The sequence below is a fragment of the Phyllobacterium sp. 1468 genome (assembly GCF_031455525.1).
In the GTDB taxonomy this organism is placed as follows: Bacteria; Pseudomonadota; Alphaproteobacteria; order Rhizobiales; family Rhizobiaceae; genus Phyllobacterium.
This window is the reverse complement of the sequence record NZ_JAVDSX010000002.1, coordinates 377,945-403,684: the sequence shown is the minus strand read 5'-3', so window position 1 is coordinate 403,684 and position 25,740 is coordinate 377,945. Positions and strand designations below refer to the sequence as shown.

The 25,740-nt window shown below is 57.9% G+C and carries 26 protein-coding genes; 13 read left to right on the top strand and 13 right to left on the bottom strand.

The genetic code is table 11. The features are described 5' to 3' along the window. Positions 1 to 123: 123 nt before the first annotated feature. Both mbfA and J2X72_RS07410 read left to right on the top strand, forming a co-directional pair. Positions 124 to 1,107 carry an iron exporter MbfA gene (mbfA, locus tag J2X72_RS07415; protein WP_310070236.1) on the top strand — a complete coding sequence of 328 codons (984 nt, stop codon included), beginning with the start codon at positions 124 to 126 and terminating at the stop codon, positions 1,105 to 1,107. Positions 1,108 to 1,345: 238 nt separating this feature from the next. Next, positions 1,346 to 1,486 carry a hypothetical protein gene (locus J2X72_RS07410; RefSeq protein WP_210001723.1) on the top strand — a complete coding sequence of 47 codons (141 nt, stop codon included), beginning with the start codon at positions 1,346 to 1,348 and terminating at the stop codon, positions 1,484 to 1,486. On the opposite strand, the gene J2X72_RS07405 is transcribed toward J2X72_RS07410, so the two are convergent. Both J2X72_RS07405 and J2X72_RS07400 read right to left on the bottom strand, forming a co-directional pair. After that, entirely contained in the window at positions 1,477 to 1,824 is a 348-nt protein-coding gene (locus J2X72_RS07405) for an antibiotic biosynthesis monooxygenase (RefSeq protein ID WP_112528431.1), read from the bottom strand. The two genes, J2X72_RS07410 and J2X72_RS07405, sit on opposite strands and share 10 nt — an antisense overlap. Then, a complete protein-coding gene (locus tag J2X72_RS07400; protein ID WP_210001136.1) occupies positions 1,821 to 2,150 on the bottom strand; it encodes an NIPSNAP family protein in 330 nt (109 codons plus the stop codon). Before J2X72_RS07400 ends, J2X72_RS07405 begins: the two co-directional genes overlap by 4 nt. A 132-nt stretch (positions 2,151 to 2,282) precedes the next feature. Between J2X72_RS07400 and J2X72_RS07395 the strand changes: the two genes are divergently transcribed. Next, on the top strand, positions 2,283 to 2,978 hold the full coding sequence (locus J2X72_RS07395; protein ID WP_310070228.1) for a winged helix-turn-helix domain-containing protein: 696 nt from the start codon (positions 2,283 to 2,285) through the stop codon (positions 2,976 to 2,978). Between the two features lie 15 nt (positions 2,979 to 2,993). Here J2X72_RS07395 and J2X72_RS07390 read toward each other — a convergent pair whose 3' ends face one another. The 3 genes from J2X72_RS07390 to J2X72_RS07380 form a co-directional block, all read right to left on the bottom strand. Continuing rightward, positions 2,994 to 3,707 (bottom strand): SDR family oxidoreductase, encoded by a 714-nt coding sequence (locus J2X72_RS07390; RefSeq protein WP_310070226.1) that lies wholly within the window; start codon positions 3,705 to 3,707, stop codon positions 2,994 to 2,996. 125 nt (positions 3,708 to 3,832) lie between these two features. Next, complete coding sequence (locus tag J2X72_RS07385) at positions 3,833 to 4,867, bottom strand: tripartite tricarboxylate transporter substrate binding protein (protein ID WP_210001152.1); 1,035 nt, start codon at positions 4,865 to 4,867, stop codon at positions 3,833 to 3,835. Between the two features lie 73 nt (positions 4,868 to 4,940). Beyond that, positions 4,941 to 5,513 carry a TetR/AcrR family transcriptional regulator gene (locus J2X72_RS07380; RefSeq protein WP_405044674.1) on the bottom strand — a complete coding sequence of 191 codons (573 nt, stop codon included), beginning with the start codon at positions 5,511 to 5,513 and terminating at the stop codon, positions 4,941 to 4,943. A 215-nt stretch (positions 5,514 to 5,728) separates the two neighbouring features. Between J2X72_RS07380 and J2X72_RS07375 the strand changes: the two genes are divergently transcribed. After that, positions 5,729 to 6,190 (top strand): hypothetical protein, encoded by a 462-nt coding sequence (locus J2X72_RS07375; RefSeq protein ID WP_310070219.1) that lies wholly within the window; start codon positions 5,729 to 5,731, stop codon positions 6,188 to 6,190. Here J2X72_RS07375 and J2X72_RS07370 read toward each other — a convergent pair. Beyond that, positions 6,187 to 7,104: an IS1595 family transposase gene (locus J2X72_RS07370; RefSeq protein ID WP_405044662.1), complete on the bottom strand. Its 918-nt coding sequence runs from the start codon at positions 7,102 to 7,104 to the stop codon at positions 6,187 to 6,189. The genes J2X72_RS07375 and J2X72_RS07370 overlap by 4 nt on opposite strands. Positions 7,105 to 7,624: 520 nt before the next feature. Further along, entirely contained in the window at positions 7,625 to 7,990 is a 366-nt protein-coding gene (locus J2X72_RS25060) for a DUF3592 domain-containing protein (RefSeq protein WP_405044673.1), read from the bottom strand. A 336-nt stretch (positions 7,991 to 8,326) separates the two neighbouring features. Between J2X72_RS25060 and J2X72_RS07365 the strand changes: the two genes are divergently transcribed. From J2X72_RS07365 to J2X72_RS07355, 3 genes are all read left to right on the top strand, one after another. Next, a complete protein-coding gene (locus J2X72_RS07365; protein ID WP_310070217.1) occupies positions 8,327 to 8,725 on the top strand; it encodes a RidA family protein in 399 nt (132 codons plus the stop codon). A gap of 314 nt (positions 8,726 to 9,039) precedes the next feature. Next, the gene (locus tag J2X72_RS07360) at positions 9,040 to 10,281 is read left to right on the top strand and encodes an epoxide hydrolase family protein (RefSeq protein WP_405044672.1); all 1,242 of its coding nucleotides are present in this window, start codon (positions 9,040 to 9,042) and stop codon (positions 10,279 to 10,281) included. Positions 10,282 to 10,345: 64 nt separating this feature from the next. Further along, positions 10,346 to 11,005 carry a VOC family protein gene (locus J2X72_RS07355; RefSeq protein ID WP_310070212.1) on the top strand — a complete coding sequence of 220 codons (660 nt, stop codon included), beginning with the start codon at positions 10,346 to 10,348 and terminating at the stop codon, positions 11,003 to 11,005. A gap of 34 nt (positions 11,006 to 11,039) precedes the next feature. Here the strand turns inward: J2X72_RS07355 and J2X72_RS07350 are convergent, their stop codons facing one another. After that, positions 11,040 to 12,245 carry an HPP family protein gene (locus tag J2X72_RS07350; protein WP_310070209.1) on the bottom strand — a complete coding sequence of 402 codons (1,206 nt, stop codon included), beginning with the start codon at positions 12,243 to 12,245 and terminating at the stop codon, positions 11,040 to 11,042. 302 nt (positions 12,246 to 12,547) lie between these two features. Between J2X72_RS07350 and J2X72_RS07345 the strand changes: the two genes are divergently transcribed. Continuing rightward, positions 12,548 to 13,210: an OmpA family protein gene (locus tag J2X72_RS07345; protein WP_210001161.1), complete on the top strand. Its 663-nt coding sequence runs from the start codon at positions 12,548 to 12,550 to the stop codon at positions 13,208 to 13,210. Here the strand turns inward: J2X72_RS07345 and J2X72_RS07340 are convergent. Both J2X72_RS07340 and J2X72_RS07335 read right to left on the bottom strand, forming a co-directional pair. Then, the gene (locus J2X72_RS07340; RefSeq protein ID WP_310070205.1) at positions 13,200 to 14,126 is read right to left on the bottom strand and encodes a pseudouridine-5'-phosphate glycosidase; all 927 of its coding nucleotides are present in this window, start codon (positions 14,124 to 14,126) and stop codon (positions 13,200 to 13,202) included. The genes J2X72_RS07345 and J2X72_RS07340 overlap by 11 nt on opposite strands. Before the next feature lie 81 nt (positions 14,127 to 14,207). Continuing rightward, positions 14,208 to 15,158, bottom strand: a complete 951-nt coding sequence (locus J2X72_RS07335) for a carbohydrate kinase family protein (RefSeq protein ID WP_310070202.1) — start codon at positions 15,156 to 15,158, stop codon at positions 14,208 to 14,210. Between the two features lie 319 nt (positions 15,159 to 15,477). On the opposite strand from J2X72_RS07335, the gene recA reads away from it, so the two are divergent. The 3 genes from recA to J2X72_RS07320 all read left to right on the top strand — a co-directional run bounded on the left by recA (position 15,478) and on the right by J2X72_RS07320 (position 20,358). Beyond that, positions 15,478 to 16,572, top strand: a complete 1,095-nt coding sequence (gene recA, locus J2X72_RS07330; protein ID WP_210001175.1) for a recombinase RecA — start codon at positions 15,478 to 15,480, stop codon at positions 16,570 to 16,572. A gap of 297 nt (positions 16,573 to 16,869) precedes the next feature. Beyond that, positions 16,870 to 19,527, top strand: coding sequence for an alanine--tRNA ligase (alaS, locus tag J2X72_RS07325; RefSeq protein WP_310070200.1), 2,658 nt, complete (start codon positions 16,870 to 16,872; stop codon positions 19,525 to 19,527). A gap of 324 nt (positions 19,528 to 19,851) precedes the next feature. Beyond that, on the top strand, positions 19,852 to 20,358 hold the full coding sequence (locus J2X72_RS07320; protein WP_310070197.1) for a hypothetical protein: 507 nt from the start codon (positions 19,852 to 19,854) through the stop codon (positions 20,356 to 20,358). A 352-nt stretch (positions 20,359 to 20,710) separates the two neighbouring features. Here the strand turns inward: J2X72_RS07320 and J2X72_RS07315 are convergent, their stop codons facing one another. From J2X72_RS07315 to J2X72_RS07305, 3 genes are all read right to left on the bottom strand, one after another. Next, the gene (locus tag J2X72_RS07315) at positions 20,711 to 21,025 is read right to left on the bottom strand and encodes a YciI family protein (protein ID WP_210001180.1); all 315 of its coding nucleotides are present in this window, start codon (positions 21,023 to 21,025) and stop codon (positions 20,711 to 20,713) included. Positions 21,026 to 21,258: 233 nt separating this feature from the next. After that, on the bottom strand, positions 21,259 to 22,494 hold the full coding sequence (locus J2X72_RS07310) for a PLP-dependent aminotransferase family protein (protein ID WP_310070194.1): 1,236 nt from the start codon (positions 22,492 to 22,494) through the stop codon (positions 21,259 to 21,261). 144 nt (positions 22,495 to 22,638) lie between these two features. Then, positions 22,639 to 23,853, bottom strand: a complete 1,215-nt coding sequence (locus J2X72_RS07305; protein WP_114428855.1) for an NADP-dependent isocitrate dehydrogenase — start codon at positions 23,851 to 23,853, stop codon at positions 22,639 to 22,641. Positions 23,854 to 24,058: 205 nt separating this feature from the next. Here J2X72_RS07305 and J2X72_RS07300 point away from each other — a divergent pair, with 205 nt between their 5' ends. Both J2X72_RS07300 and murI read left to right on the top strand, forming a co-directional pair. Further along, positions 24,059 to 24,910, top strand: coding sequence for an RNA methyltransferase (locus J2X72_RS07300; RefSeq protein ID WP_310070190.1), 852 nt, complete (start codon positions 24,059 to 24,061; stop codon positions 24,908 to 24,910). Then, a complete protein-coding gene (murI, locus tag J2X72_RS07295; RefSeq protein ID WP_310070186.1) occupies positions 24,903 to 25,706 on the top strand; it encodes a glutamate racemase in 804 nt (267 codons plus the stop codon). Before J2X72_RS07300 ends, murI begins: the two co-directional genes overlap by 8 nt. The last annotated feature ends 34 nt before the right edge of the window (positions 25,707 to 25,740 follow it).

Genomic DNA, 25,740 nt, shown 5'->3' with positions numbered 1-25,740 from the left:
TTGGCGGCGAAAGATACTCCGAGGTCCGGCTTCTGTCCATGGACCGTGGAACGAACCCGATTACACCTTGATTACAGCGCTTTTAGTCTATAGTTTAGAATTATTCTAATTTGGGATCACGCCATGCTCAGCCGTTTTTTCGGTCATCGCCGCCATGAACTCGCCTCTCTCTCCGAGCAGCAATTGCTGGCTCTGGCTATTTCGTCGGAAGAAGACGACGCACGAATCTATCTCGCTTATGCGGATGGGCTGCGCGAGGATTATCCGCAGAGCGCCAAGGTTTTCGACGAAATGGCAGAAGAGGAAAATCGCCATCGCCAGGCATTGATCGATCTGCACAAGGAGCGTTTCGGCGACCAGATACCACTCATCCGCAGGGAGCATGTGCGCGGCTATCTTGAGCGCAAGCCCGACTGGCTGGTTCGTCCGCTCGGCATAGAGAAAGTGCGGGAAATGGCCGAGAAAATGGAAGAGCAGGCCTACCGCTTCTATACCGAGGCATTGAAACTTGTGCAGGATGCCTCTACGCGCAAGCTGCTTGGCGACCTCGCCATCGCCGAGAAGGCACATGAGTCATTGGCCCATCGGCTTGGCGTCCAGCACACGCCCGACGACGTGCAGGAAGTCGAGAAACAGACCGAACGGCGACAGTTGATTTTGACCTATATCCAGCCAGGTCTTGCCGGCCTGATGGATGGTTCCGTTTCGACCCTTGCGCCGATTTTTGCGGCCGCCTTTGCCACCCAGGACACCTGGCAGACGTTCCTTGTCGGCCTGTCTGCTTCGCTCGGCGCCGGTATTTCCATGGGGTTCACGGAAGCCGCGCATGACGACGGAAAATTGTCGGGGCGCGGTTCACCCCTGAAGCGCGGCCTCGCCAATGGCCTGATGACGGCGATCGGCGGCCTTGGCCACGCGCTGCCCTATCTCATTTCGGATTTCTGGACGGCCACGACAATCGCCGCGATCGTCGTCTTCGTCGAACTCTGGGCCATCGCCTATATCCAGCATCGCTTCATGGAGACGCCATTTTTCCGCGCGGCGATCCAGGTCGTTCTCGGCGGCGGGCTTGTGCTTGCAACAGGCATATTGATCGGGAACGCGTGATTCGAAATCCGCGCGCGATTCACCAATATTTCGGGCGCCTTCTTGGAGCAAAGAGGGCGAATTCCCGCCATTTTCCCGGCGCGAAAAGATCTTTTTGCCCAACTGGTTAAGGCTAATTTTCTATGAATTCATCTGATTTTAACCAACGCCGTTCAGGAGGCGTTCATCTTTATGCATTAAATTTTAGCTAATTGATCGCTATCGGCGCCGTCCGGTATGCCAAAAGCAAGAGACCAGAATGATGACCATGATTATCCAGCTGCGCGATACGCTGCGCGTCGTGCGAGAATTCATAGCTCCGAGTTACCGGCCAGAGCGCCACTACATGCGTGGCCCAGGACCGGCTTGCGCCCAGCGCAACCACCAGGTTCAGGCGTGATGGTACACTCGCGCATCAAGCGGAGCTTCATCACGGGCGCGCAACCCATAATCACGTATAACGGACGCAATCCGCAGCCGGTAGTCGGCAAAGATCCCGGCGCGGCCGTCACGTTGAGCCAGTCGATGTTCCTCGGTCTGGCGCCAAGCCGCCACTGAGGCTTCATCACGCCAGAACGACAGGGAGAGATAGCGGTTTTCGTTGGCAAGGCTGCGAAACCGCTCTACGGAAATAAAGCCGTCCATCGTCTCCAGCAGCGGCTTCAGGTCCGCTGCCCTGTCAAAATAATCCTTGCCGCGGCCTTCCGCCGGTTCCACCTCGAAAATCACCGCAATCACTTGACCATTCCTCCCTTCGTTCCCGTCACAAGGCGCAGGAATGTACGGTCCTCGCGCCGGATAAAGCGTTTTTCCCTGGAAAATTCATAGTTGGCCTGGCCCAGCGGATCCGCCATAAGCCGCGCGCGATAGGCTTCATACGCGGCAAGGTTCTCTATGTTGTAGACCCCGTAGGCCAGCGTCGCGGAGCCCTCATGCGGCGCATAATAGCCAATGAGATCAGCGCCGCAACGTGGTATCGCCTCGTTCCAGTTGCGCGCATATTCCTCGAAAGCGTCCTTCTGATAGGGATCGATTTCATATTTGATGAAACAGGTGATGGTCATTTTCGGTCACTCCGTTGCCTGTGGGTTGACCACCTTTATAGGCAGCAGTAGCGCTTGATACTTCGATCGTTTTCGAAGCATCATCGTCTGTGCCGGGTCACTCTCGATCGGCCAGCAAACACGGAAACGATCATGTCGAACAATGCGAGATTTGCCGAAATAGCCGCGCTTGCGGGTGATCCCGGCCGTGCGAGCATGCTCAACGGGCTCATGGACGGCCGCGCGCTGACCGCATCGGAACTCGCACAGCTTGCCGGCATCACCGCGCAGACTGCCAGCAGCCATCTGACACGCATGACCGAGGCCGGACTTCTCGCGGTGGAAAAGCAAGGCCGCCATCGCTATCACCGGCTGGCTTCGCCTGCCGTGGCCCAGATGATCGAGAGCATCATGCGGCTCGCGGCGCCGGAAGCTGCAGCCAGGCCGCTACGGACCGGTCCACGCGATGCCGCGCTCAGGGCAGGGCGCACCTGCTACGATCATCTCGCCGGGCATCTCGGCGTTTCGATCACCGATTCGCTGATCGATGCCGGCCATCTGGATCTTGGCCTCGATGCAGGCGAAGTGACGGATAGCGGGCTTGCGCTGCTTGCCCGCGCCGGAATCGATGTGGAAGCGTTGACCGCCAAGCGCGGCCGCCGCATTCTGTGCCGGCCCTGCCTCGACTGGAGTGAGCGCCGCCCGCATCTTGCAGGTGCAATCGGCGCAGCGCTGTGCAGCCACTGCTTCAACAATGGCTGGATCAGGCGGCTGGAAGGAACCCGCGCGGTGTCTGTGACGCCGAATGGCCAGAGACAGCTGCGCGAGACGTTCGGTGTCAGTCTCTAGGGTCGGGACCTGTCCCTAGACATGCCGCGTGACGCCGCCATCGATCCGTATGTTCTGGCCGGTGATATAACCTGCATCGTCTGACAGCAGGAAGGCGGTTGTCTTGGAGATTTCCGCCATCGTCCCAAGCCGCTTCATGGGTACCTTGTCTTCGGTTCCGGGCTTGTGGTCGAGACTGTCGATGTACCCCGGCAGAAGTGCATTCATGCGGATATTGTTGGCGGCATAGCGATCAGAGTAGAGCTTGGTATAGGCGCCGACGGCTGCGCGATAAGCACATGACACAGGAAAAACAAGGCTTGGCTCGAAGGAGGCGAATGTCGTGATGTTCACCCAGGCACCCTTGCCCTGCTTCAGCATATGGGGTGTCACCAGCCGCGCCATGCGCACCACGCTCAAAACCATCAGATCATTGCCGATCGCCCAATTTTCATCCGTTATATCGAGGAGATCGCCCTTCGGAGGATGACCGGTGTGATTGACCACAGCATCGACACGGCCGTAGGCCTCCACAGTTCTGGCAACCAACGCCTCCAGATCCTTTGCCTCACCTGCCGAACCCTTGATGCCGATACTGCCAAGCTCGGCGGCAAGTTCGACCGCGCTGCCGGAAGGCGACATCAGTCCGAGACGATAGCCGCGCCCGTGCAACTCGCGCGCGATGGCAGCGCCCATGCCGCGGCCTCCACCGGTGATGATTGCAACTGGTGCTTGTGAGGTGTCGGTCATAATGCTCGCCTTTCAAGATTTGGAATGGCGGCGAGCATGTTTGATCGCTAGCTCCAGCGCAAATGAATTCAGGCGGCGGCGAGGCTCAAATATTTTGAACGAACTTCGAACCTCTCCACGCCGTATCAATCCATCGTAACGCCCGTGCTCTTTACGACAGGCTCCCATTTCTGGATCTCTGCTTTGACGTGTGTCGCAAGCTCGTCTGGTGTTGAACCGACAATCGTCGCACTGAAATCTTTCATGCGCGAAACGACGGCAGGGTCTTTCAGCGCTGTATTGGCGGCTTCGTTGAGGCGAGCCACGACCTCGGGTGGGGTCCCGGCGGGCGCGAACAAGGCATTCCAGGTATATGTCTCATAGCCTGGAACGGCCTCGGCGACTGTTGGTACGTCAGGGAAGGAAGGAGCTCGATCCTTCGTCGTGACACCAAGGGCCTTAAGCGATCCGGCCTTGATGTGTGCCGAAGACGACGGCAAATTGTCGAACATGATCGACACCTGATTGCCGAGCAGATCGTTCAAAGCCGGTCCCGCGCCCTTGTATGGGATATGTTCCATGGAGACCCCGGCCATGCTTTTGAAAAGCTCACCGGATAAATGCAGCGGAGTGCCGTTTCCAGACGAAGCATAGGAATATTTGTCTGGGTTGTCCTTGAGGAGCTGAACGAGTTCCTTGACGCTGTTGACTGGCAACTGCGGGTTGATGACCAGCACATTGGGCACCAATACCAGAAGTGAAATCGGCGCAAAATCAGTGACGGGATCATAGGGTTTCGTTTTCAGCATCAGCGGATTCAGCGCATGGGTTGCAACCGTTCCCATGAGGATCGTGTATCCGTCGGGTTCCGCCCTGGCCACTTGGGCAGCTCCGAGGTTTCCGCCCGCACCCCCGACATTCTCGACAATTACTTGCTGTCCGAGTGTCTTTGACATGTTTGCCGCGACGAGACGGGCAACGAGGTCGGTCGAGCCACCAGCCGCAAAAGGCACCACCAGCGTGACCGCGCGATCCGGGAATGTTTGTGCTGAAGCCGGTAATGCCGATGCGATCGCCGTACCAATCGCCAAACCTAAAATAACGCGTCTATTCAATGCCACAGTATCCCCTCCAGGTAAGTGTGGTTCACCTGATGTCGAATGGCCATTTCGAGAAGACATTCTCGATCGGACCATAAACTCGATGAGCTATAGGACGGCATTTCAGAATCCATGTCCAGACCAGGATTTTGGCTCAGTGCTCTTTTTGCAGCAAACCGGCAGCGAGATGGCCGAAAGCCTCGACAGCCTTTGCAAAGACAATGCGAGGATCATCGGCCGCGGCAATCCAGATAGAGGCATTCAACGCCGCTCCATTGATCAGACGGGCGGCGGCTTCCGCGTCCATCGGCTTGACCGTTCCTTCATCGATCAACGCTTGGATTGTTTGCGCCGTAGTTTCAAGGCATGCATTCTGATTGGGCCATTGCGATGGATCGCCGAGCACGGCTGGCCCGTCCAACAGCATGATGCGCTGGATCTCCGGCTCCAGAGCCATTTCGATATAGGCCATGCTCTCTGCGAGAAATCCCAGCCATGTGGTCTTCTCCCGTTGGCGCGCAGTGCGCATCCGCGCCAGCATTTCCGCATCGATCTGATCGATAACGGCCTGCAGCAGACCCTTCTTGTCGCCGAAGTTGTGGTAGAGCGCGCCTCGCGTAAGGCCCGCTTCAGCGGTCAGATCGTCCATCGATGCGCCCGCATAGCCATTGGCCGCGAACGCCTTCCGCGCCGCTTGAATAAGCTTGGCCCGGGTTTCCTCCATCATTTGCGCACGTCGTCTCGCGACCACGATCATCTCCTGTAAAATGCATACGTGCCGTATGCCAATTGACATACGGTATGTATGCCAATATATGGCTACATACGGGACGTATATCAATGATCGCCCCGGACAGTAAAGCGGAATTATGTAGCAAAAACCACCAGATTTAGAACCCAGCATGGCATAGCCTTGATCTAGAATATGATCAGGAGCGCTGAATGGATGTAACGGTAGAGTTGAAACGGAAAAGGGGCGAGATTCTCGACAGGCTGGTCGAAATCCGAGAGGCTCAAGCAAATCTAGAAGCCCAGATGATCGCACTGGATCAGGTCATCGCGATCTATGAACCAAGCTATGCGCCCGCAGGTTCTGTGACGGGAACCAAAATCCGCAACAAGCGCCAGAAGTCGCCTGATATCATCGAGATCGACACGCTGTTGGGAAGCATCGAGCCAACCAGCGCTGTGCTTGAGATATTGCGGGAAGCTTCCAGGCCGCTGACGACTGCCGATTGCGCCGTCAGGCTGCTTCAAAGGCTTGGGATCGACAAAGGTGACCCGAGGACTGGCCGGGTCGCAACCCGCCTGTCCGCCACACTCGATCAGCTGATGAAGAAAAGTCGGGTCAGGCACGCGGGGAAGTTCGACGGTACGAGGAACCTCTGGGAAATCGCAGCTTAGGCCGGATCTCCCTCCCAGATGAGGTCAGGCGGCTTTCTTCCTTGCCAGTATCCGCACAGGTACCGCGATGTCGGCCGCGTCAGCGCACGGCCGAGGACCTCGAAGAACTGGTTCTCATTCGAGTTTTGCCTCACGTCTTCACGCCAGGCCAACTCCGCAATGTACCAGTCGAAATACTTCAGTGAAAAACGGTGATGGATGCCGATATAGGCGCGCTGTACCCGCGAGAAGAAGCTTTCTACCTGGTTGGTATTGGTGCCGTCCTTGGTCTGATAGGCCTTGGAGTGATTGACACGCTCCAGGTTATTCAAGCCAATCAAGTTGTCATAGCTCTTATGCTCGTCGGCGAACATCTTGGCGTTCCGCAAGACGTGATCCCTGGCGGCTGCCCAAGCGGCATCGCTGTCTTCGTCATAGATAATGCGAGTGAAAGTCTGACCCGGCCGTCCAAGACCTCGCTGCCGAAGGGCTAGCGCGCACAGCCGCTTATGGTTCTGATACTTCGCCTTGCGGCGGTCAATGCGATCCTCGGCCTTGTTCTTCGGACGAATGTGGCCGCCAGCGTACTTGCCATCAATCTCGATCTCGCCTTCGAGCATCATCTTATCCCGTCGGGAAGCGATCGCCTCGCGCAGCTTCATGAGCATAACCCAAGCCGTCTTGTACTGTACGCCGATCTCGCGGGAGAGCTGCAGCGCAGCCTTTCCCTTGACCGAGTTCACGGACAGCCAGATTGCAATAACCATCTTCTTGAAGCTGAGCTTGCGGAACGCGAACACAGTGCCCGACGTGACGGTGAACACGGAGTTGCACTCCTTTGCCGAGCACTTGTAACGCCCGCGGGTCATGGCATAGCAACGCAGCGTGCCGCAACCAGGGCAATACGGCTCACCGTCGGTTTCTGGCCAGCGCATGCGCATAAACCACTTACAGGCTGTCGCCTCGCGAATCTTCGCAAGATCCATGAACGTAAGCGTTCGGCACCCCGGTGTGAGCAGGAAATGTTGCCCTTTTGGTTGATCTTCGGACGAAGCCACGGCTCAGTCCCTCCCAGGCTTGGACGGCAAAATAGCCGCATATTTCCCAGCCTCGGGACGAGGGACAGACGTGTGAAAGACCGCTCAAAAGCGGTGAGTGGGCAAACCAGATATGGATATGATTGCGCATGTTCGGGCTCCTTTGGCTCTCTTAATAGACGTACAGCAGCTGTCGGCGACACTGAGGTCACCACAATAATCAACGCTGTATTTGAGCCATCCTGAACATGCGGGGCTCTATGCCAGATCTCAGATGAAGAGTCGATCGAGAAAATTGGAATAGGTTAATTGGGCGGCGCGAGGTTGTGTTTCGTTTTCTAGGGTCTTTGGTACATCGGCGACACGGCAGCATGGCAAGTAATCTCGGGCGAAACGCACGTATCGCAGATGTGGCAAACTACATTGATAGTTTGGCCTTAACGGAGATTAGGCATTGTGCAATGAGAGAAGCGATTGCGTTAAATGGGCCAAGGGCCTCGTTTTTAACAACGCACTTCGATGGGTCCTTGGGATCCACGAGCAAAGGTATAATTTTCCCTACTACGGAGTTTTTGCGAACGTCGAGACTTCCAGTATCTAGAGGATCCTCAAAATAGATCGTTTCGAGGTACTCATACTTTACTGTCAACGACCATATATCTGCGTCTCCGCCGACAGCTGGATATACACGAACTATCTCTCCCTTTAAATGTATCCACGATCTAGAAATATATATGTAGTATGCTTTTATTATCAAGAAAAATGCAATTATTGAAAACACCATTAGCGCTAGTTTATACCAATCGCTCATCTCGAAGTCACCACGTTATCCAAGATATACATGTAGTAGGCAATGTTTACAAAGTAAATATCTAAATGCCCGGCTGGATGGAGCAGTTGATGGTCAAGCCGATAGGCCCTGGATGGTGTCCGACTTCATCACGTCGGCTGCATACGCAGTTCCCGCATCTATTACCAAACTGATTTTTCGTAGTTATATCAGATGGTTCACAGGCAATTGGTGGTCTTTGCTACCTAATTCCGCAGTAAAGCATAAGGCTTTGGAACCCGGCGCTAACCGGCTCATCTTTCCACGCCTTAAGTCCAACAGGAACAACCAATGACAAAACGCGATGCCATTTTCCCTGCCGGTCGGCAGGCACTCTATGAGATCAATCGATATTCGGCGGCGATTCGCTCGGGCGAGCTTCTGTTTGTATCGGGGCAGGTTGGCAGCCGCGAGGACGGGTCGCCAGAACCGGCCTTCGAAAAACAGGTGCAGCTTGCCTTCGACAATCTCGCCGCCGTGCTGAAGGCTGCAGGTTGCACGTTCGACGACGTGGTGGACGTGACCACTTTCCACACGGACCCTGCCAGGCAGTTTGAGGCAGTCAATAGAGTTCGCCTGAAGGCCATAGGTGAGCAACCTTACCCGAACTGGACGGCGGTGGGCGTGAACTGGCTGGCCGGCTTCGATTTTGAAATCAAGGCAATAGCGCGCATTCCTCAGTCCAGCTGATCGGCTCGGCTATGTCACACCATGACGGCCGGCAGCCGGCCGTCATCGATGCAAGCGCCCGGATGTTACCGTTACGTACTTGCCCCTGAGCATATCCGGACCGACCATAGCCCATTCACGCCGCTCAGTCTTAGTTCAGCATCACGGCGTGCATTTTGCAGGGCCACATCCACAGAGCACACGAAATCCTAAGGGCGCAACGTTCCCGCAGGAGCATGCCTCTGTTTTGGCCTGACCAATGGAGGACTACAATGGCAGAAAATCCAGATCCGAGCAGGCGGGACATCTTGCTGACGGGCGGCTCATTACTCGCCATGTCAGCTATCGGCACAGGTGCCGCGGGCCTTATTTCAGCTTCCCCGGCGCGGGCGGCCGCACCTGAAGAAATCCGCCCGTTCAGCATACACTTTTCGGACCAGCAACTTGCCGATCTGCGCAGCCGCGTTGCGGCAACGAAATGGCCGAGCAAGGAAATTGTCGCGGATGCGTCCCAGGGCGTGCAGTGCGCTACGCTGCAGAAACTCGCAAAATATTGGGCGACCGACTATGACTGGCGCAAGATGGAGGCAAAGCTCAATGCCTTGCCGCAATTCATCACAAACATCGACGGCGTGGACATTCATTTCATCCACGTTCGTTCGAAGAATCCGAACGCGCTCCCGGTTATTATCACGCATGGTTGGCCGGGCTCGATTATCGAGCAGTTGAAGGTCATCGCGCCGCTCACCGACCCAACGGCAAACGGCGGCGAGGCCGAAGACGCGTTCGACGTCGTGATCCCGTCGCTGCCGGGCTACGGCTTTTCAGGAGTGCCCACGGTTACCGGCTGGGATCCTGTCCGTATCGCAAGCGCCTGGATCGTGCTGATGAAGCGGCTCGGTTACGAGCGCTATGTTGCCCAGGGCGGCGACTGGGGAAATGCCGTCACGGAACAGATGGCCGTGCAGACGCCTCCGGGGCTACTCGGCATCCACACCAACATGCCCGCCACAGTGCCCGACGATATTGCACAGGCGCTGAGCTCCGGAAGCCCACCGCCGCCGGGCCTTTCTGCCGACGAGAAACATGCCTACGAGCAGCTCGACTTTTTTTATAAACACGGCCTGGCTTACGCCCAGGAGATGGGTAACCGGCCGCAGACGCTATACGCAATCGAGGACTCGCCCGTCGGTCTCGCCGCCTGGATGCTGGACCACGACGCCGCCAGTTATGCACTCATCGCACGCGTCTTTGACGGCGTACCCGAGGGCCTGACACGAGATGACATCGTCGACAACATCACGCTCTACTGGTTGACGAACACAGCAGTCTCTTCGGCCCGCCTTTATTGGGAAAGCAAGCTGCCTTTTTTCGCCCCGAAGCACCTCACCATACCAGTGGCCGTAAGCGCTTTTCCCGACGAGCTTTACCAAGCTCCGCGAAGCTGGGCCGAAAAGGCTTATCCGAAGCTCATCTTCTACGCCAAGCATGACAAAGGCGGTCACTTCGCGGCGTGGGAACAGCCGGAATACATCACGGCCGACCTTAGGGCGGCTTTCAAGCCACTACGCCAGTAGATTTATAAAAACACCGCGCGACTTGCGCACTATCCCTTCAACAGGCATCGAGGAGGACCATGCCATGACTGAGACAAATCAAGCGCGAACGGCCGATATGAAGCTGGAAATCGTCGTCATCCCCGTTTCGGACCCGGATCGCTCGAAGGCGTTCTACGCCAACCTCGGCTGGAGGCTGGATGCCGATTTCGCCGGCACCGATTTTCGCGTGATGCAATTTACGCCGCCGGGTTCCGGCTGCTCCATCATCTTCGGCAAGAATGTCACCGCCGCGGCGCCTGGCTCCGCTCAAGGGCTATACCTGATCGTTTCCGACATCGAGGCTGCCCGGAAGGAGCTGATCGGACGTGGCGTGAAGGTCAGCGACGCATTTCACCCTGCCGGTGACGTTTATACGGGTCCGGACGAGCCCTATTTGTTTGGACGAGTCCGGACTGCCGGTCTGCACCCCGAACGTGGCACCTATCGCTCATTCGCATCATTCAGCGATCCCGATGGGAATGGCTGGCTGTTCCAGGAGGTTACAGCGCGATTGCCAGGACGTGTCGACGCGACCGACACAATCTTCACCTCGTCGAAAGAGCTCGCGGCCGCCCTACGCCGTGCAGGTGCCGCCCATGGTGAGCACGAGAAACGGTCAGGTGGTGAATATGATGAGGGCTGGCCTGACTGGTATGCGGAGTACATGGTCAAGGAACAATCGGGCGAACCCCTGCCAACCTGAGCGGCTGCGACAATCCGAGCCAGAGGCGATCGAGCTAAGCGGCTCGATCGTCACTCTCCGGCTTCGCGGCCGCGATTTCTGCGGACCCGGTCTGCCTTTCCTGAAACAGTGCTGCGATCAGGTCCGATTGGGTGACGACACCAACCACACGGTTGTTTGCATCGACCACGGGCATGTGATGCAGGCCCATATCGGCCATCGGCGGCACAAGCTTGGCAATCATGGTTTCCGGCAAGGTAGATTGGACCCGCCGTGTCATAATGTCGGCCACCGTGTGCTTGGATTGGCGCGCCAACCGGAACCGGTTGCCGACGCGAACGCGCCAGCCAAGATGGAGGAGGCCATCGTCGGCCAAAAGCGATGCCCGCATGAAGTCTGTCTGGGTGATGATGCCGACCAGTTCGCCATCCGGTGAGGTGACCGGAAGCGCCTTGACGCGGTGATTGACGAGGAGCTTCCACGCGTCACGCAAAGCGGTCTCGGGGCGCACGGTTGCGACATCCTTCGACATGATCTGGCCACAGGTGATCTCGCCGGATCGCCTTTCATAGGCTCGTATCTGCGCACGATGCAACAACGCATCGAGCTCGTCCGGGCTGACGTTGACGATCTCGTCATATTGGGCCAGCACGTCCTGCAGATCGCTTGGGACAAATCCCAGGCGAGCCGTGGGCGGCAGGTCAGCCGTATGGTGGATGTTGACTTGAGGTCCAGGCGCAAGGTGGGGATATCGCCGCCCCGCCAGATTGTTGAACACCAGCGCTGACGCCAGCAGCAACAGGGAATTGAGACCGACCGGCCAGAAGACGAAGCCATATCCTTCAGCCTGCAATACGGGACCGCCCAATACCGCCGTCAATGCAACTGCCCCGCTGGGGGGATGCAGACAACCCAGTGCCAGCATCAGTCCAATGGCGACCGAAACGGCCAATGCCGACGCTATGATCGGATCGGGCACCAGAAGGGCGAATGAGACGCCGACAAATGCGGACAGCATGTTGCCGCCGAGTATCGACCATGGCTGCGCCAGCGGACTTGTTGGTGCGGCAAAGAGCAACACTGCCGATGCGCCCATGGGAGCAATCAGCAGGGGAAGGTTAACCTCTGGACCCAGCGCAAGCTTACTGACAGTGCCCGTCACCATGATGCCGACAAGCGCACCAAGGCACGCTCTGAAGCGCTCATACTTGCTGATCGGCGCAACCGCAGGAATGAAGCGCTTGAGGGTGCTCCAAGGCATGTGAACTATCCGTCTGTTGGGATTGACCCGGTAGCTGGCGTGACGCTTGGGTGTTTGCCTAAATCACTAGCAGTTAGCCTACAAATTAGGCAACGAATAAATGTCCTCCTTGCGGGGCAATCGCAGAACAAATTTCGCCTCTTGCCGGTGTACGAGGCAAATCAATCCAGCGGCTGAATTGCCGGTTCCCGAAGGGGCCGTAGGAATTTCAGATCGGGCCTCCACTCACCCGCCATCTTTACCCTTCTTTTGCCCGAATCACTCGTATATTCCCTGCCACATCCAACCGGGGACCTGATTCCATGATGAAGAGATTTGCCATCGGCTGCCTTGCCGCGACCTTTCTTGCGGGCTGCACCACGACCGACCCCTATACGGGCCAGCAGAAAATGTCGAACACGGCCGGGGGTGCCATGATCGGCACAGCTGTCGGCGCGTTGACCGGTCTGGCGATTGGCGGCGGTGGCAAGTCCGGGCGCAATGCGGCCTTGATCGGCGCGGGTATCGGCGCGCTCAGCGGCGGCGCGATCGGCAATTACATGGATCGTCAGGAATCGGAACTGCGCGCGCAGTTGCAGGGCACCGGCGTCTCGGTGACGCGCAATGGCGACAGGATCATCCTCAACATGCCGTCCAACATCACCTTCAACACGGATCAGGATCAGGTGAAGCCGGAATTCTTCTCCACCCTGGGTTCTGTCGCCATCGTGCTGCGCAAGTTCGACCGCACCATCGTCGATGTCGCCGGTCACACGGATTCCACCGGCAGCTTGCAGCATAATCAGCTGCTGTCGGAACGCCGGGCGCTGTCCGTTGCCAATTATTTGACCCAGCAGGGCATCGACAACCGTCGCTTCGACGTTCAAGGCTATGGCCCGTCGCAGCCCGTTGCGACCAACGCCACGGAAGCCGGTCGGGCGCAGAACCGTCGCGTCGAGATCCAGATTTCGCCGCTTACCGAGTAGCCGCCAGCGCCACCGCAATCCTTGCGGCAAGCCGTGCGTTGTTCTCGACGAGAGCAATGTTCGCTTTCAGGCTCTCACCCTTGGTGATGTCGAGAAGTTCCGAGAGAAGAAAGGGCGTTACTGCTTTGCCGGTAACGCCTTTTTTTGCGGCGCGGGCAATCGCTTCTCTAATGTACCCGCTCATGATTTCCGCGGGAATCTCACTTGCCTCAGGGATGGGATTGGTAATCAGCATGCCGCCGACAACGCCGATGGCATCCCGCGCGGCTTGAAATTTTGCAATGGCCTCGGCCGTATCCAGCCGCAGGGGCGCCTTGAGATGCGATTGCCGCGACCAGAAGGCAGGAAGCTCGTCCGCGCCATAGACCACGACCGGTACGCCTTTGGTTTCAAGCACTTCCAGCGTTTTTTCGATATCGAGAATCGCCTTGGCGCCGGCCGAAACGACGATGACCGGCGTCCGGCCGAGTTCCTCCAGATCAGCGGAGATATCGAAACTCTGCTCGGCGCCTTTGTGCACGCCGCCGATACCGCCGGTTGCGAAAACCTTGATGCCGGCGAGGTGGGCGGCGAGCATCGTCGCGGCAACCGTTGTTCCTCCGGTGCGCCCTTCGGACAACGCAAACGCTAGATCCGCGCGGGAGAGTTTCATCGCGCCCTTGACCTGCGCCAACGCCTCGCGCTCTTCAGGTGACAGACCGATCTTCAAACGCCCATCGACGATGGCGATGGTGGCGGGAACCGCACCTTCCGCACTGATGATAGCTTCGACGTCGGCTGCCATGCGGCTATTGTCCGGGTAGGGCATCCCGTGGGTGATGATGGTGCTTTCGAGGGCAACGAGGGGTTTGCCGGCCGCAAGCGCGTCTTGAACCGCGGGCGCAATATCCATGAATGGGTTCAAAACTTCGGTCATTGTCATTTCCTTTTTTTGTACGAAAGCATCGCAGTCGGAGCGCTGTTTGCAGGCTACCATGGCGTGAAGCTCAACAAACCTTCATGCGAGAGCAACTGCGGCCGGTATCTGTGCAAGTGCCGTGTCGAATTCCTGCCGTGTGAACCTGGCGCTGGCGGTGTGGACTTTCAGCGTCAGCATCGATGCTGCCAGTCCTTCGCGAAAGGCTTCGTCAAAAGCGAGCCCCCGCATCAGCGCGGCGATCATGCCGCCGGCCAGCGCATCGCCGGCGCCGGTGACATCGGCGATATCATCGACGGCGGGCGGGTGGATAGCGAACACATCGGTGCCGCAAAAGGCGAGGGCGGCCTCGCCACCATTGCTGATGACAGCGCCCTTAAGACCCTCGGAGTGCAACGCTTTATATATGTCACCGGGAGCGGCGTCGGAAGAGAGCCCGGTCAGTGCCAACGCTTCGCGGCGGTTCATGAACAGGCAGGTGAGGTTGCTGAAGATCGGCGCCAGACGAGACACTTTTGCCGGCGAAATCGCCAGCGCAAACAGTGGCCGCTCGCCTATGAGACTTGCCAGCCGCTGCAGCGGATCCGAGGGGAGGTTGGCATCGCAGAAAACCGCATCGGCCATGGCGATCGAGTCGCGGACCTTGCGCCGGCGCAATTGCCGCGGCAGGGCCAGCTCATAAAGTCCCATGTCCGCGATGCCGGCGACGACATCGCCTTGTTCGTCGAGGATGGCCGTATAGCTTGGTGTCGCCCGGTCCATGAAGACGACCGAGCCGTCCTGAATGCCCGCCGATTCGATGGCTGCGGCGACCATTTCCCCGATCCGGTCACCGCCGCGTACCGAGAGAATTTCGGCGGCGATCCCGCGCTGAACCGCGAGCCGCAGCGCATTGAAAACGCCGCCGCCCGGCTCCTCGCGCATGATTCCAGGGTTGGATGCGCCAGGCACGAAAGGCACGAGGCTCTGGCCGCGCCGGTCGAGATGAGCGCCGCCGACAGCGAAGAGCAACGGCTTGGTGACTTGAATCATGGTTGATTGCGTATCCAGATAAAACTTGAAGTTGTGGGTACCGACGCCCGCGCTCCTCTCTAGAACGCCGGAGGCCGCGGTGCAATCATAACAGCGATTCGAAAGGGCAAGCCTTGGGTTCAGTCAAAGGCGCGACGAAGCCCGGTCGAGTGATGTGGACAGAACGTCACGTCTCGACGAGAACATTTTGCGAACATTTTTTGATTATTGTTGGTTTACAATAACTTACGCCTGTTGCCAAATAAGAACAAAACAGATACAAATAAATTCAGATACTGGAACATTCCGGACTTCATGCACAACACAGGGGTAGTGTAACATGGCTCAAAATTCATTGCGGTTGGTTGAGGGTAATTCGGTGGATAAAACGAAAGCGCTGGATGCGGCATTGTCCCAGATCGAGAGGGCCTTTGGTAAGGGCTCGATCATGCGGCTTGGACGCAATGAGCAGGTGGTTGAAATCGAAACGGTTTCGACCGGCTCGCTGTCGCTGGATATTGCCCTTGGCGTCGGCGGATTGCCGAAAGGCCGCATCGTCGAAATCTATGGGCCGGAAAGCTCCGGCAAGACGACCCTTGCCCTGCATACGATTGCCGAGGCCCAGAAGAAGGGCGGCATTTGCGCCTTTGTCGATGCCGAGCACGCGCTTGATCCTGTCTATGCCCGCAAGCTTGGCGTCGATCTGGAAAATCTCCTGATCTCGCAACCGGATACCGGCGAACAGGCGCTGGAAATCACCGATACGTTGGTGCGCTCCGGCGCGATCGATGTTCTGGTTGTCGATTCGGTCGCCGCACTGACACCCCGCGCTGAAATTGAAGGCGAGATGGGTGACAGTCTGCCGGGTCTGCAGGCGCGCCTGATGAGCCAGGCGCTGCGCAAGCTCACGGCTTCCATTTCCCGCTCCAACTGCATGGTTATCTTCATCAACCAGATTCGCATGAAGATCGGCGTCATGTTCGGCTCGCCCGAGACGACGACAGGCGGCAATGCGCTGAAATTCTATGCGTCCGTTCGTCTTGATATCCGCCGCATCGGTTCGCTGAAGGAACGCGATGAGGTCGTCGGCAACCAGACCCGCGTCAAGGTGGTCAAGAACAAGCTTGCTCCGCCCTTCAAGCAGGTTGAATTCGACATCATGTATGGCGAAGGCGTTTCCAAGACGGGCGAGCTGGTCGATCTAGGCGTCAAGGCTGGCATCGTGGAGAAATCCGGTTCCTGGTTCTCCTACAATTCGCAGCGTCTCGGTCAGGGCCGCGACAATGCGAAACTGTTCCTCAAGGAAAATCCGGAAATTGCCAACGAGATCGAATTGGTGCTGCGCCAGAATGCCGGGCTCATCGCCGAGCAGATGCTCGACAAGGGTCCGGACGATGTCGACGATGACGAGAGCCCGGACGCCGCCGAGGGCTGATCGGCGATTGGAACTAGAGGCTTCATCTATCTGTGATGACAACCCGCATCCAGGCTCTGGCTGCGGGTTTGTTTTTTTGCGATGCCAGCCCATATTAGATTGCACCCGGGCCGGTGCCAAACTGCTTGCCTCTCTCAAGCTCAGATGAGCGCGCGTGGCGTTGTTGGCGAATATCCATTCCGCCCGGATTTTCTGGACAGGTCGCGGCCCTATCGCTACAAGCGGTGCGTTCTGCCCCATTACATGTTGAAAGGGGCCAATTCCGTTTCGGACAATAGCAGGTCAGAAGGCAATAAGATGAGTGGCGTCAACGAGATCCGGTCGACATTTCTGAACTATTTCAAGAAGAATGGCCATGAGATCGTGGCGTCGAGCCCGCTTGTTCCGCGCAATGACCCGACACTGATGTTCACAAATGCGGGCATGGTCCAGTTCAAGAACGTTTTCACCGGCGTTGAACAGCGTCCGTACAGCCGCGCCACCACCTCGCAGAAGTGCGTCCGCGCCGGCGGCAAGCACAATGATCTCGACAATGTCGGCTATACCGCCCGCCATCACACCTTTTTCGAAATGCTCGGCAATTTCTCCTTTGGCGACTATTTCAAGGAAGAGGCGATCTCGCTCGCCTGGAACTTGATCACGAGGGAGTTTGGGCTTCCCGCTGACAAGCTCACCGTCACCGTCTACCACACGGACGACGTGGCTTTCGATCTTTGGAAGAAGATCGCCGGCCTTCCCGAAGAGCGCATCATCCGCATCGCTACCAGCGATAATTTCTGGGCGATGGGCGATACCGGCCCTTGCGGGCCGTGCTCGGAAATCTTCTATGATCACGGCGCAGACATCTGGGGCGGTCCGCCCGGCAGCCCGGATGAGGATGGTGATCGCTTCATCGAGATCTGGAATCTCGTCTTCATGCAGTTCGAGCAGGTGACGAAGGAGCAACGCATCGATCTGCCGCGCCCCTCGATCGATACCGGCATGGGACTGGAGCGCCTTGCCGCGGTTCTGCAGGGCAAGCACGACAATTACGATATCGATCTGTTCCAGACACTGATCCACGCTTCGGAAGAAGCAACCGGCGTCAAGGCGGAGGGTCCGTTCCGCGCCAGCCACCGCGTCATCGCCGATCATCTGCGGTCATCGAGTTTTCTCATTGCCGATGGCGTGTTGCCGTCCAATGAAGGCCGCGGTTATGTGCTGCGCCGTATCATGCGCCGCGCCATGCGTCACGCGCAGTTGCTTGGCGCCAGGGAGCCGTTGATGTATCGCCTGCTTCCGGCGCTGGTTCGCGAGATGGGTCAGGCCTATCCCGAGCTCATCCGCGCAGAATCATTGATCTCCGAGACGCTGAAGCTCGAGGAAACCCGCTTCCGCAAGACGCTCGAACGCGGCCTTGGCCTGCTTGGGGAAGCAACGGAAACCTTAAGCGATGGCGACAGCCTCGACGGCGAAACGGCATTCAAGCTCTATGATACTTTCGGCTTCCCGCTCGATTTGACCCAGGATGCGCTGCGCCAGCGCGGCATTTCCGTCGATACGGAAGGCTTTTCCGCCGCCATGGAGCGGCAAAAGGCCGAGGCCCGTGCCCATTGGTCCGGGTCGGGCGATGCGGCAACGGAGACCGTATGGTTCGCGGTTCGCGACAAGGTCGGGCCGACGGAGTTTCTCGGTTATGAGACCGAGAAGGCGGAAGGCATCATCACTGCGCTGGTGCAGAACGGCGCGGTTGTAGACAGCGCCAGCGAGGGCGACGCGGTGTCGGTCGTCGTCAACCAGACGCCGTTCTATGGCGAATCCGGTGGCCAACAAGGCGATACAGGCACCATCTCGGGCGATGGCTTCCTGGTGGCCGTCACCGACACGCAGAAGAAGAACGACGGCGTTTTCGTTCATATTGGCACCGTGACCAAGGGTACGGTGAAGGTGGACGTGCCGGTTGAGCTCACGGTGGACCATGCGCGCCGTACGCGCATCCGCTCCAACCATTCGGCAACGCATCTGTTGCACGAGGCGCTGCGTGAAACGCTTGGCACCCACGTCGCGCAAAAGGGTTCGCTCGTCGCACCGGATCGGTTGCGTTTCGACTTTTCGCATCCGAAACCGATTTCGGACAAGGAGCTTGCCGTCATCGAGGATCTCGCCAACGAGATCGTTCTGCAGAATGCGCCGGTCACTACGCGCTTGATGGCCGTGGATGACGCCATTGCCGAGGGTGCTATGGCGCTCTTCGGTGAAAAATATGGCGATGAGGTGCGTGTGGTCTCCATGGGTACCGCGCTGCACGGCGACAAGTCCGGCAAAAGCTATTCGACCGAGCTGTGTGGTGGAACGCATGTGCGCGCCACCGGTGATATCGGTTTGATCCGCATTGTCTCCGAAGGGGCAGTTGCCGCGGGCGTGCGCCGCCTCGAAGCTTTGACGGGGGAGGCGGCCCGCCGCTATCTCGAAGAGCAGGACGAACGCGTCAAGGCGATCGCCAGCGTGCTCAAGTCTACGCCAGCCGATGCGTTGTCGCGTGTCTCGGCGCTGATGGATGAGCGCCGTAAACTCGAACGTGAATTGACGGAAGCGCGCAAACAGTTGGCTTTGGCCGGCCCGGCTTCCGGCGGCGCGCAATCCGAAACCGTCAACGGCATCGGTTTCATCGGCAAGGTGGTCAGCGGCGTCAATCCGCGTGACCTTAAGCCACTTGCCGATGATGCAAAGAAGACCGTCGGCTCCGGCGTCGTCACCTTCATTGGCGTGTCGGACGATGGCAAAGCAAGCGCGGTCGTCGGCGTTACCAATGATCTCGTCGGCAAGTTCAGTGCCGTCGATCTCGTTCGCATTGCATCGGCTGCGCTTGGCGGGGCAGGCGGCGGCGGCCGTCCTGACATGGCACAGGCCGGTGGTCCGGATGGCTCAAGGGCCGAGGAAGCGGTGTCTGCCGTGCGTGAAGCTTTGGCTAGCTAGCTTGCTTTCAATCCAGCCGCGTGAACTGCGCGGCTGGAAACTATCTCAAGTTGTTATTGGACATTTATTGGTATTTTAGACTTATTGATTAATTTTTTGTGCTTGCGATGTTTGAAGAACGTGTGCGAGTCTATGATTGTAGTGGAGAAGTTCGCCATATTTGATAAATTTATACTTCAATCGAGACGAATTCGGCATTCATAATTCGGCATGCAGGAGCCGCCGTGCCCGCGCGGAGGCGGAGCGTTTGCTACCGGGTTAAGTGCAGCCTGGTTTGCGCGTACAAGAAGTTTTAGTTTCAGCGCGGCGCACCGCGGAGGGATTGTGAAACGATTTTTGGGCCTGGCGTTCGCCGCACTACTCCTGAGTGCCTGTCAAACTCCAGCCGTCGTCAAGGATGTCCATTTGGGCGCTGACATCGTTTATGGTGGAGATGTTATCGCCTACTATGCCTTGATAGAAGCTTTGCATGTCACGCCTCTCTACTCCACGCGTTCGGGCTTCGGACTCGAGACGAGTTTTCAGAGTCCACGAAAAATGTATTTTTTGGAAGCCTGGAGCTACGGAAAACAATTTGACTATGTGAAAGGCATGACAACGAAATCGGTTTGCTTGATCCAGCCGTGTATGCCGATGAGCGCCGAGCAAGGCATCATGTCGATGGATGAAGCGGATTTTATCGCTGCAGCGTCCAAGGGCTTTGAATTTGAGCTGGTGGGCAAGGCCGGGAAGATTGTAGGTAAAGTTCCGGCTCAAGCATTCCGGACGGTGCTCGATATGAAGGGCAGGCTGAAGCCACCTCCGACGTCACCCGCCGCACCAGCCCCCTGACTTCGACCAAATCGGACGGTGCATCGGAGAATATCGACCAACCCTCATGATGCCTAGAGCAAGTTCTGTTTGTTTGAAGCCAGTTGTGTTTCGCGGATGGCGCGACAATTCACGCGAAAGGTGGCGAGGCCGACGTTCACCATCGTCCGCAGCCGCCTGACAAGTGGGTGTCCGCCAGACAAAGTGGGTGTCCGCCAGACAAAATGGGTGTCCGCCAGCCGGAAACCCGAAGGGTCCGGGTGAATTGGGCCGGCTTCGGCTTCGTCCGATGGATAAGCATCGGCCTTGCCAAACCCTCGACCTTGAACCAAATTCCCTCCGTCGGAATGGCTCTGAATAAACAAAATCCGCTCTAGCCGGCGCGAAACCCTCGCGCCGCAGCAATATGCATCGGCGCGATGCTATAGCGGTTCAGCCCCGCCATCACCGTCGGGTCGTTCTCGGCAAATTGTATTGCTTCGTCATGGCTGAGCACTTCGAGGAGCGCGATGCCGAACCAGCCGTCCGGATCCTGCACCGGGCCATAGGCGAGCACCGTTCCTTCTTCGAAATATTCGCCGACATAGGTCACATGCTGGCGCATCAATTCCTGTTCGTCATCGTCCATATCGTCGGCGAAGGTCGGGCGCGGCGGGATCAAGCGGAAAAAGAAATGCTGCGTGGTCATCGTTTCAGTCCCCTCGGTTCGATGGCGCTGTGACACTCCATCATACCGCAGGAACGTGGGACTTGCGATCCGGTAAATACTTGCCGCGCTGCGGGGCCATTTCATGGAGACCAAACGACAATCGTCATGTGGGTGGCGGAAATGGTGATTTTCGAACACCGAACCGCAGCGTAGGTTTGGTGCGTGAGCATCGAAGCGCAGAAAAATCCCAGTTGCAGGCCTCGATGCCAAATTTACCGTGGGGCTCTTACCCGCTCCATTTCGCTTTCGATCAGTCCGCCAAGCCGCTGCATGCCTGCATCGATCGCTTCGGCGTCTGGCAGGGAGAAGTTCAGCCTTATCGTGTTCCTGCCGGTGCCGTCGGCGTGGAAAGCCGCACCCGGCACGAAAGCCACGCGGATCTGCTCGATCGAACGGGCCAGCAGCGCCGCACCGTCCATATGATCCGGCAACGTCATCCAGACGAACATGCCGCCCTCCGGCTTTGTCCAAGTCACACCCTCCGGCATATACCGTGCCAGGGCGTTCAGCATGTGATCGCGCCGTTGCCGGTAATGGTTTCTGGCCTTCTCTACCTGCGCATCGAAATGGCGTTCCGCCACGTGGTGTATGACCATCTGGTTGATGGTAGGGCTGTGCAGGTCAGCCGCCTGTTTGATGAGCACCAGCTTGCTGATGACGGGGTGTGCGGCGCAGATCCAGCCAACACGCAAGCCGGGCGTCAGTGTTTTGGAAAAACTGCCCGAATAGAGCACCCGCGTGCCGTCGATATTGCCTTCGCGCTCGATGTCGAGCGCCAGCAGTGATGGAGCGTTCTCGCCTTCGTAGCGCAGGGCGCGGTAGGCGGCATCCTCGATCAGCGGAATATCAAGTTCGTGCGCTAGATCGATCAGCTTCATGCGATCGCTGCGGCCTATTGTTTCGCCGGTCGGGTTAGAAAAATCACTGGTTAGATAGGCAAGTTTTACATGACCTCCCGCCACCCTCGCGTTGGCCCGGTAGGCGTCGGGTGTCATGTTGCCGCCCTCTGGGATCAAGCGATCATAGTTCGGCTCATAGGCATTGAATGCCTGCAGTGCGCCGAGATAGGTCGGCCACGTGGTGAGGATCGTGTCACCGGGCGAAATGAACAGCTTGCCGAGATAGTCGAGCGCCTGCTGCGATCCGGTGGTGATGATGATGTTGTCGATCGTGCAGGCTACACCGAGCGAGGCCATGTACTGCACGAGCCATTGCCGCAGCGGCTTGTAGCCTTCACTGACCGAATATTGCAGCGCGGCATCCGCATTCTCGTTAAGGACCGCAGCATAGGCGTCCTTGATCGCATCTTTTGGAAAGAGCGCCGGGTCGGGAATACCGCCCGCGAACGAGATGATGTCCGGCTGGTCAAGCAGTTTCAAAAGCTCACGAACTTCCGAGGCGCGCATCTTGCCGGTGCGTCCCGAATAGCGGGCATCCCAGTCGCTCATTTCATTCCTCCCATGGTGCATAGGCACTCGACCGCAAATTCGCTATTATGTCAACAATGCTGTCGTATATTTGGGTTTTCAATCTGGCAATATGAAAAACCCCGGTGCGAGTGAACCGGGGTTTTCTGTTGCACAAGGGCCGGATCAGGCAGCCATGGCTTTTGAAAGGTTTTCGTTGATCTTGTCGAGGAAGCCTGTGGTCGACAGCCAGGGCTGATCCGGGCCGATAAGCAGGGCCAGATCCTTGGTCATGTAGCCGGCTTCGACCGTGTCCACGCAGACCTTTTCCAGCGTGTGGCTGAAGCGCTCTAGTTCCGCATTGCCGTCGAGCTTGGCACGGTGCGCAAGTCCGCGCGTCCAGGCGAAGATGGAGGCGATGGAGTTCGTCGACGTCTCTTCGCCCTTCTGGTGCTGGCGATAGTGGCGGGTCACAGTACCGTGCGCAGCTTCAGCTTCGACGGTCTGGCCATCCGGCGTCATCAGCACCGAGGTCATCAGGCCGAGCGAGCCAAAGCCCTGCGCCACGATGTCGGATTGCACGTCGCCGTCGTAGTTCTTGCAGGCCCACACATAGCCGCCGGACCACTTCAGCGCCGACGCGACCATGTCATCGATCAGGCGATGTTCGTAGGTGATCTTCTTGGCTGCGAACTTGTCCTTGAATTCGGCGTCGAACACTTCCTGGAAGATATCCTTGAAGCGGCCGTCATAGGCCTTGAGGATAGTGTTCTTGGTCGAAAGATAGCAAGGAACGCCGCGATTATAGGCATAGTTGAACGAGGCGTGGGCAAAGTCGCGGATCGAATCGTCCAGATTGTACATGGCCATCGCAACGCCGGCGCCCGGCGCATCATAGACTTCGTGCTCGATGGTCTCGCCATCATCGCCGACGAACTTGATCGACAGCTTGCCCTTGCCAGGGAATTTGAAATCGGTGGCGCGGTACTGATCGCCGAAAGCATGACGACCGACGATGATCGGTTGCGTCCAGCCTGGAACCAGGCGGGGAACGTTCTTGGCAATGATCGGTTCGCGGAAGATGACGCCGCCGAGAATATTGCGGATTGTGCCGTTGGGCGACTTCCACATCTTCTTCAGGCCGAATTCCTCAACACGCTGCTCATCCGGCGTGATCGTGGCGCATTTGACGCCGACGCCATACTGCTTGATCGCGTTGGCTGCATCGATTGTCACCTGATCGTTGGTCGCATCGCGATGCTCGATCCCGAGGTCATAATATTTCAGGTCGATATCGAGGTAAGGATGGATCAGCTTTTCCTTGATATATTGCCAGATGATGCGAGTCATCTCGTCGCCATCAAGCTCGACGACCGGATTTGCAACCTTGATCTTTGCCATGAAGTGTCAGCCTCTTTTTTGCTGCGTCTGGGAGTGTCAGCATGAGATTAAAGTGAGGGTTCGCGCCCCTATAGCACCGCGATTGCAGAACGCAAAGTGAGGGATGCGCTTTCTCATGATCAAGGGGAGAGATACCGGTGACATCCACCATTGCCCATCAAAAAAACGCGGGCTATGACGACACCGCAAAGTTCAAGGATGAAAAATGGCCGGTACAGACAGACAGCGCACCTTGATCGCCGAAGGCCCGGCTATCATTCTGGTGGAGCCGCAATTGCCGGAAAACATCGGCATGGTGGCGCGGGCCATGGCAAATTTCGGTCTGGCCGAGCTGCGCCTGGTCAAGCCGCGCGAGGAATTTCCAAACGACAAGGCGCGCTCCGCCGCGAGCCGCGCCGATCATATCATCGATGCGGCGCAGGTCTTCGACGACCTGCCTTCGGCGATCAAGGATTTGCATTTCGTCTATGCGACCACGGCGCGCGAGCGTGATGCCTTCAAGCAGGTTCGCGGCCCTGTCGAAGCAGGCCAGGTCCTGCGCCGGCGTTTCAACAATGGTGAGAAGACCGGCATTCTTTTCGGGCGCGAACGCTTCGGCCTCAATAATGACGAAGTCAGCCTTGCGGATGAGCTCGTGACCTTTCCGGTCAATCCGGCGTTCTCATCGCTGAATATTGCACAGGCGGTTTTGCTCATGTCCTACGAGTGGATGAAGTCAGGTCTGGAGAAGCATACCGACACGGCTTTTCGCGGGCCGGAACTCGAGCCAGCGCCAAAGGAACAGTTGCAGGGCTTTTTCAACCATCTCGAAGATGCCTTGCAAACGCGCGGTTATTTCCGGCCGATGGCGCGCAAGGAAATCATGGTCAACAATCTGCGCGGTGTGCTCACTCGAGCAGGTTTTTCCGATTCCGAACTGAAACTCCTGCGCGGCGTCCTCGTGTCGCTCGATTATTTCAGTCCGAAGACTCCGCGCGGCTCCGGTGCGCCGGAAGGGCGCAAGCGCGAGAAACCACCAGCGAAGAATATAGACGGGGATAAGCCGGGCGATGAGTGAAGAAACAGCGGAACGGCCGATCATCGTCTTCGACAGCGGGATTGGCGGCCTCACCGTCTTGCGCGAGGCGAGGGTGCTGATGCCGGACCGGCGGTTCGTCTATATCGCCGACGATGCCGGTTTTCCCTATGGAGAATGGGAGGAGGGCGCCTTGTGCTCCCGTATCGTCGACATGTTCGCAGGTCTCATCGCCGAGCACGATCCGGAGATTGCGGTCATCGCTTGCAATACCGCCTCGACGCTGGTGCTCGATGATCTCCGCAAGGCCTATCCGGCTGTACCGTTCGTCGGCACAGTCCCCGCGATCAAGCCGGCCGCCGAGCGTACCTCCTCGGGCTTCGTCAGCGTGCTGGCGACGCCGGGCACCGTCAAGCGCGCCTATACCCGAGATCTCATCCAGTCCTTCGCGACAAAGTGCCATGTGCGCCTCGTCGGCAGCCAGAATCTGGCTGCCATGGCAGAAGCGCATATTCGCGGCGACCACATCGATGACGAAGCCATTCGGGCAGAAATCGCGCCATGTTTTTATGAAAATGGCGGCGACCGGACCGATATTGTCGTCCTTGCCTGCACGCACTATCCCTTTCTCGCCAATGTCTTCCGGCGCCTTGCACCCTGGCCGGTAGACTGGCTCGACCCTGCCGAGGCGATCGCCAGGCGGGCGCTGTCACTGCTAAAGCCGAACGGCACCGGTGCCGAGCCTGAACATGGTGACGACATCGCCATCTTCACCTCGGGCAATCCGGATTTCGCGACGAGAAGGCTCATGCAGGGCTTTGGGCTTGCAACAGCGTGACTGCCTAATATTGTGTCATAGAGACCGGGCGATA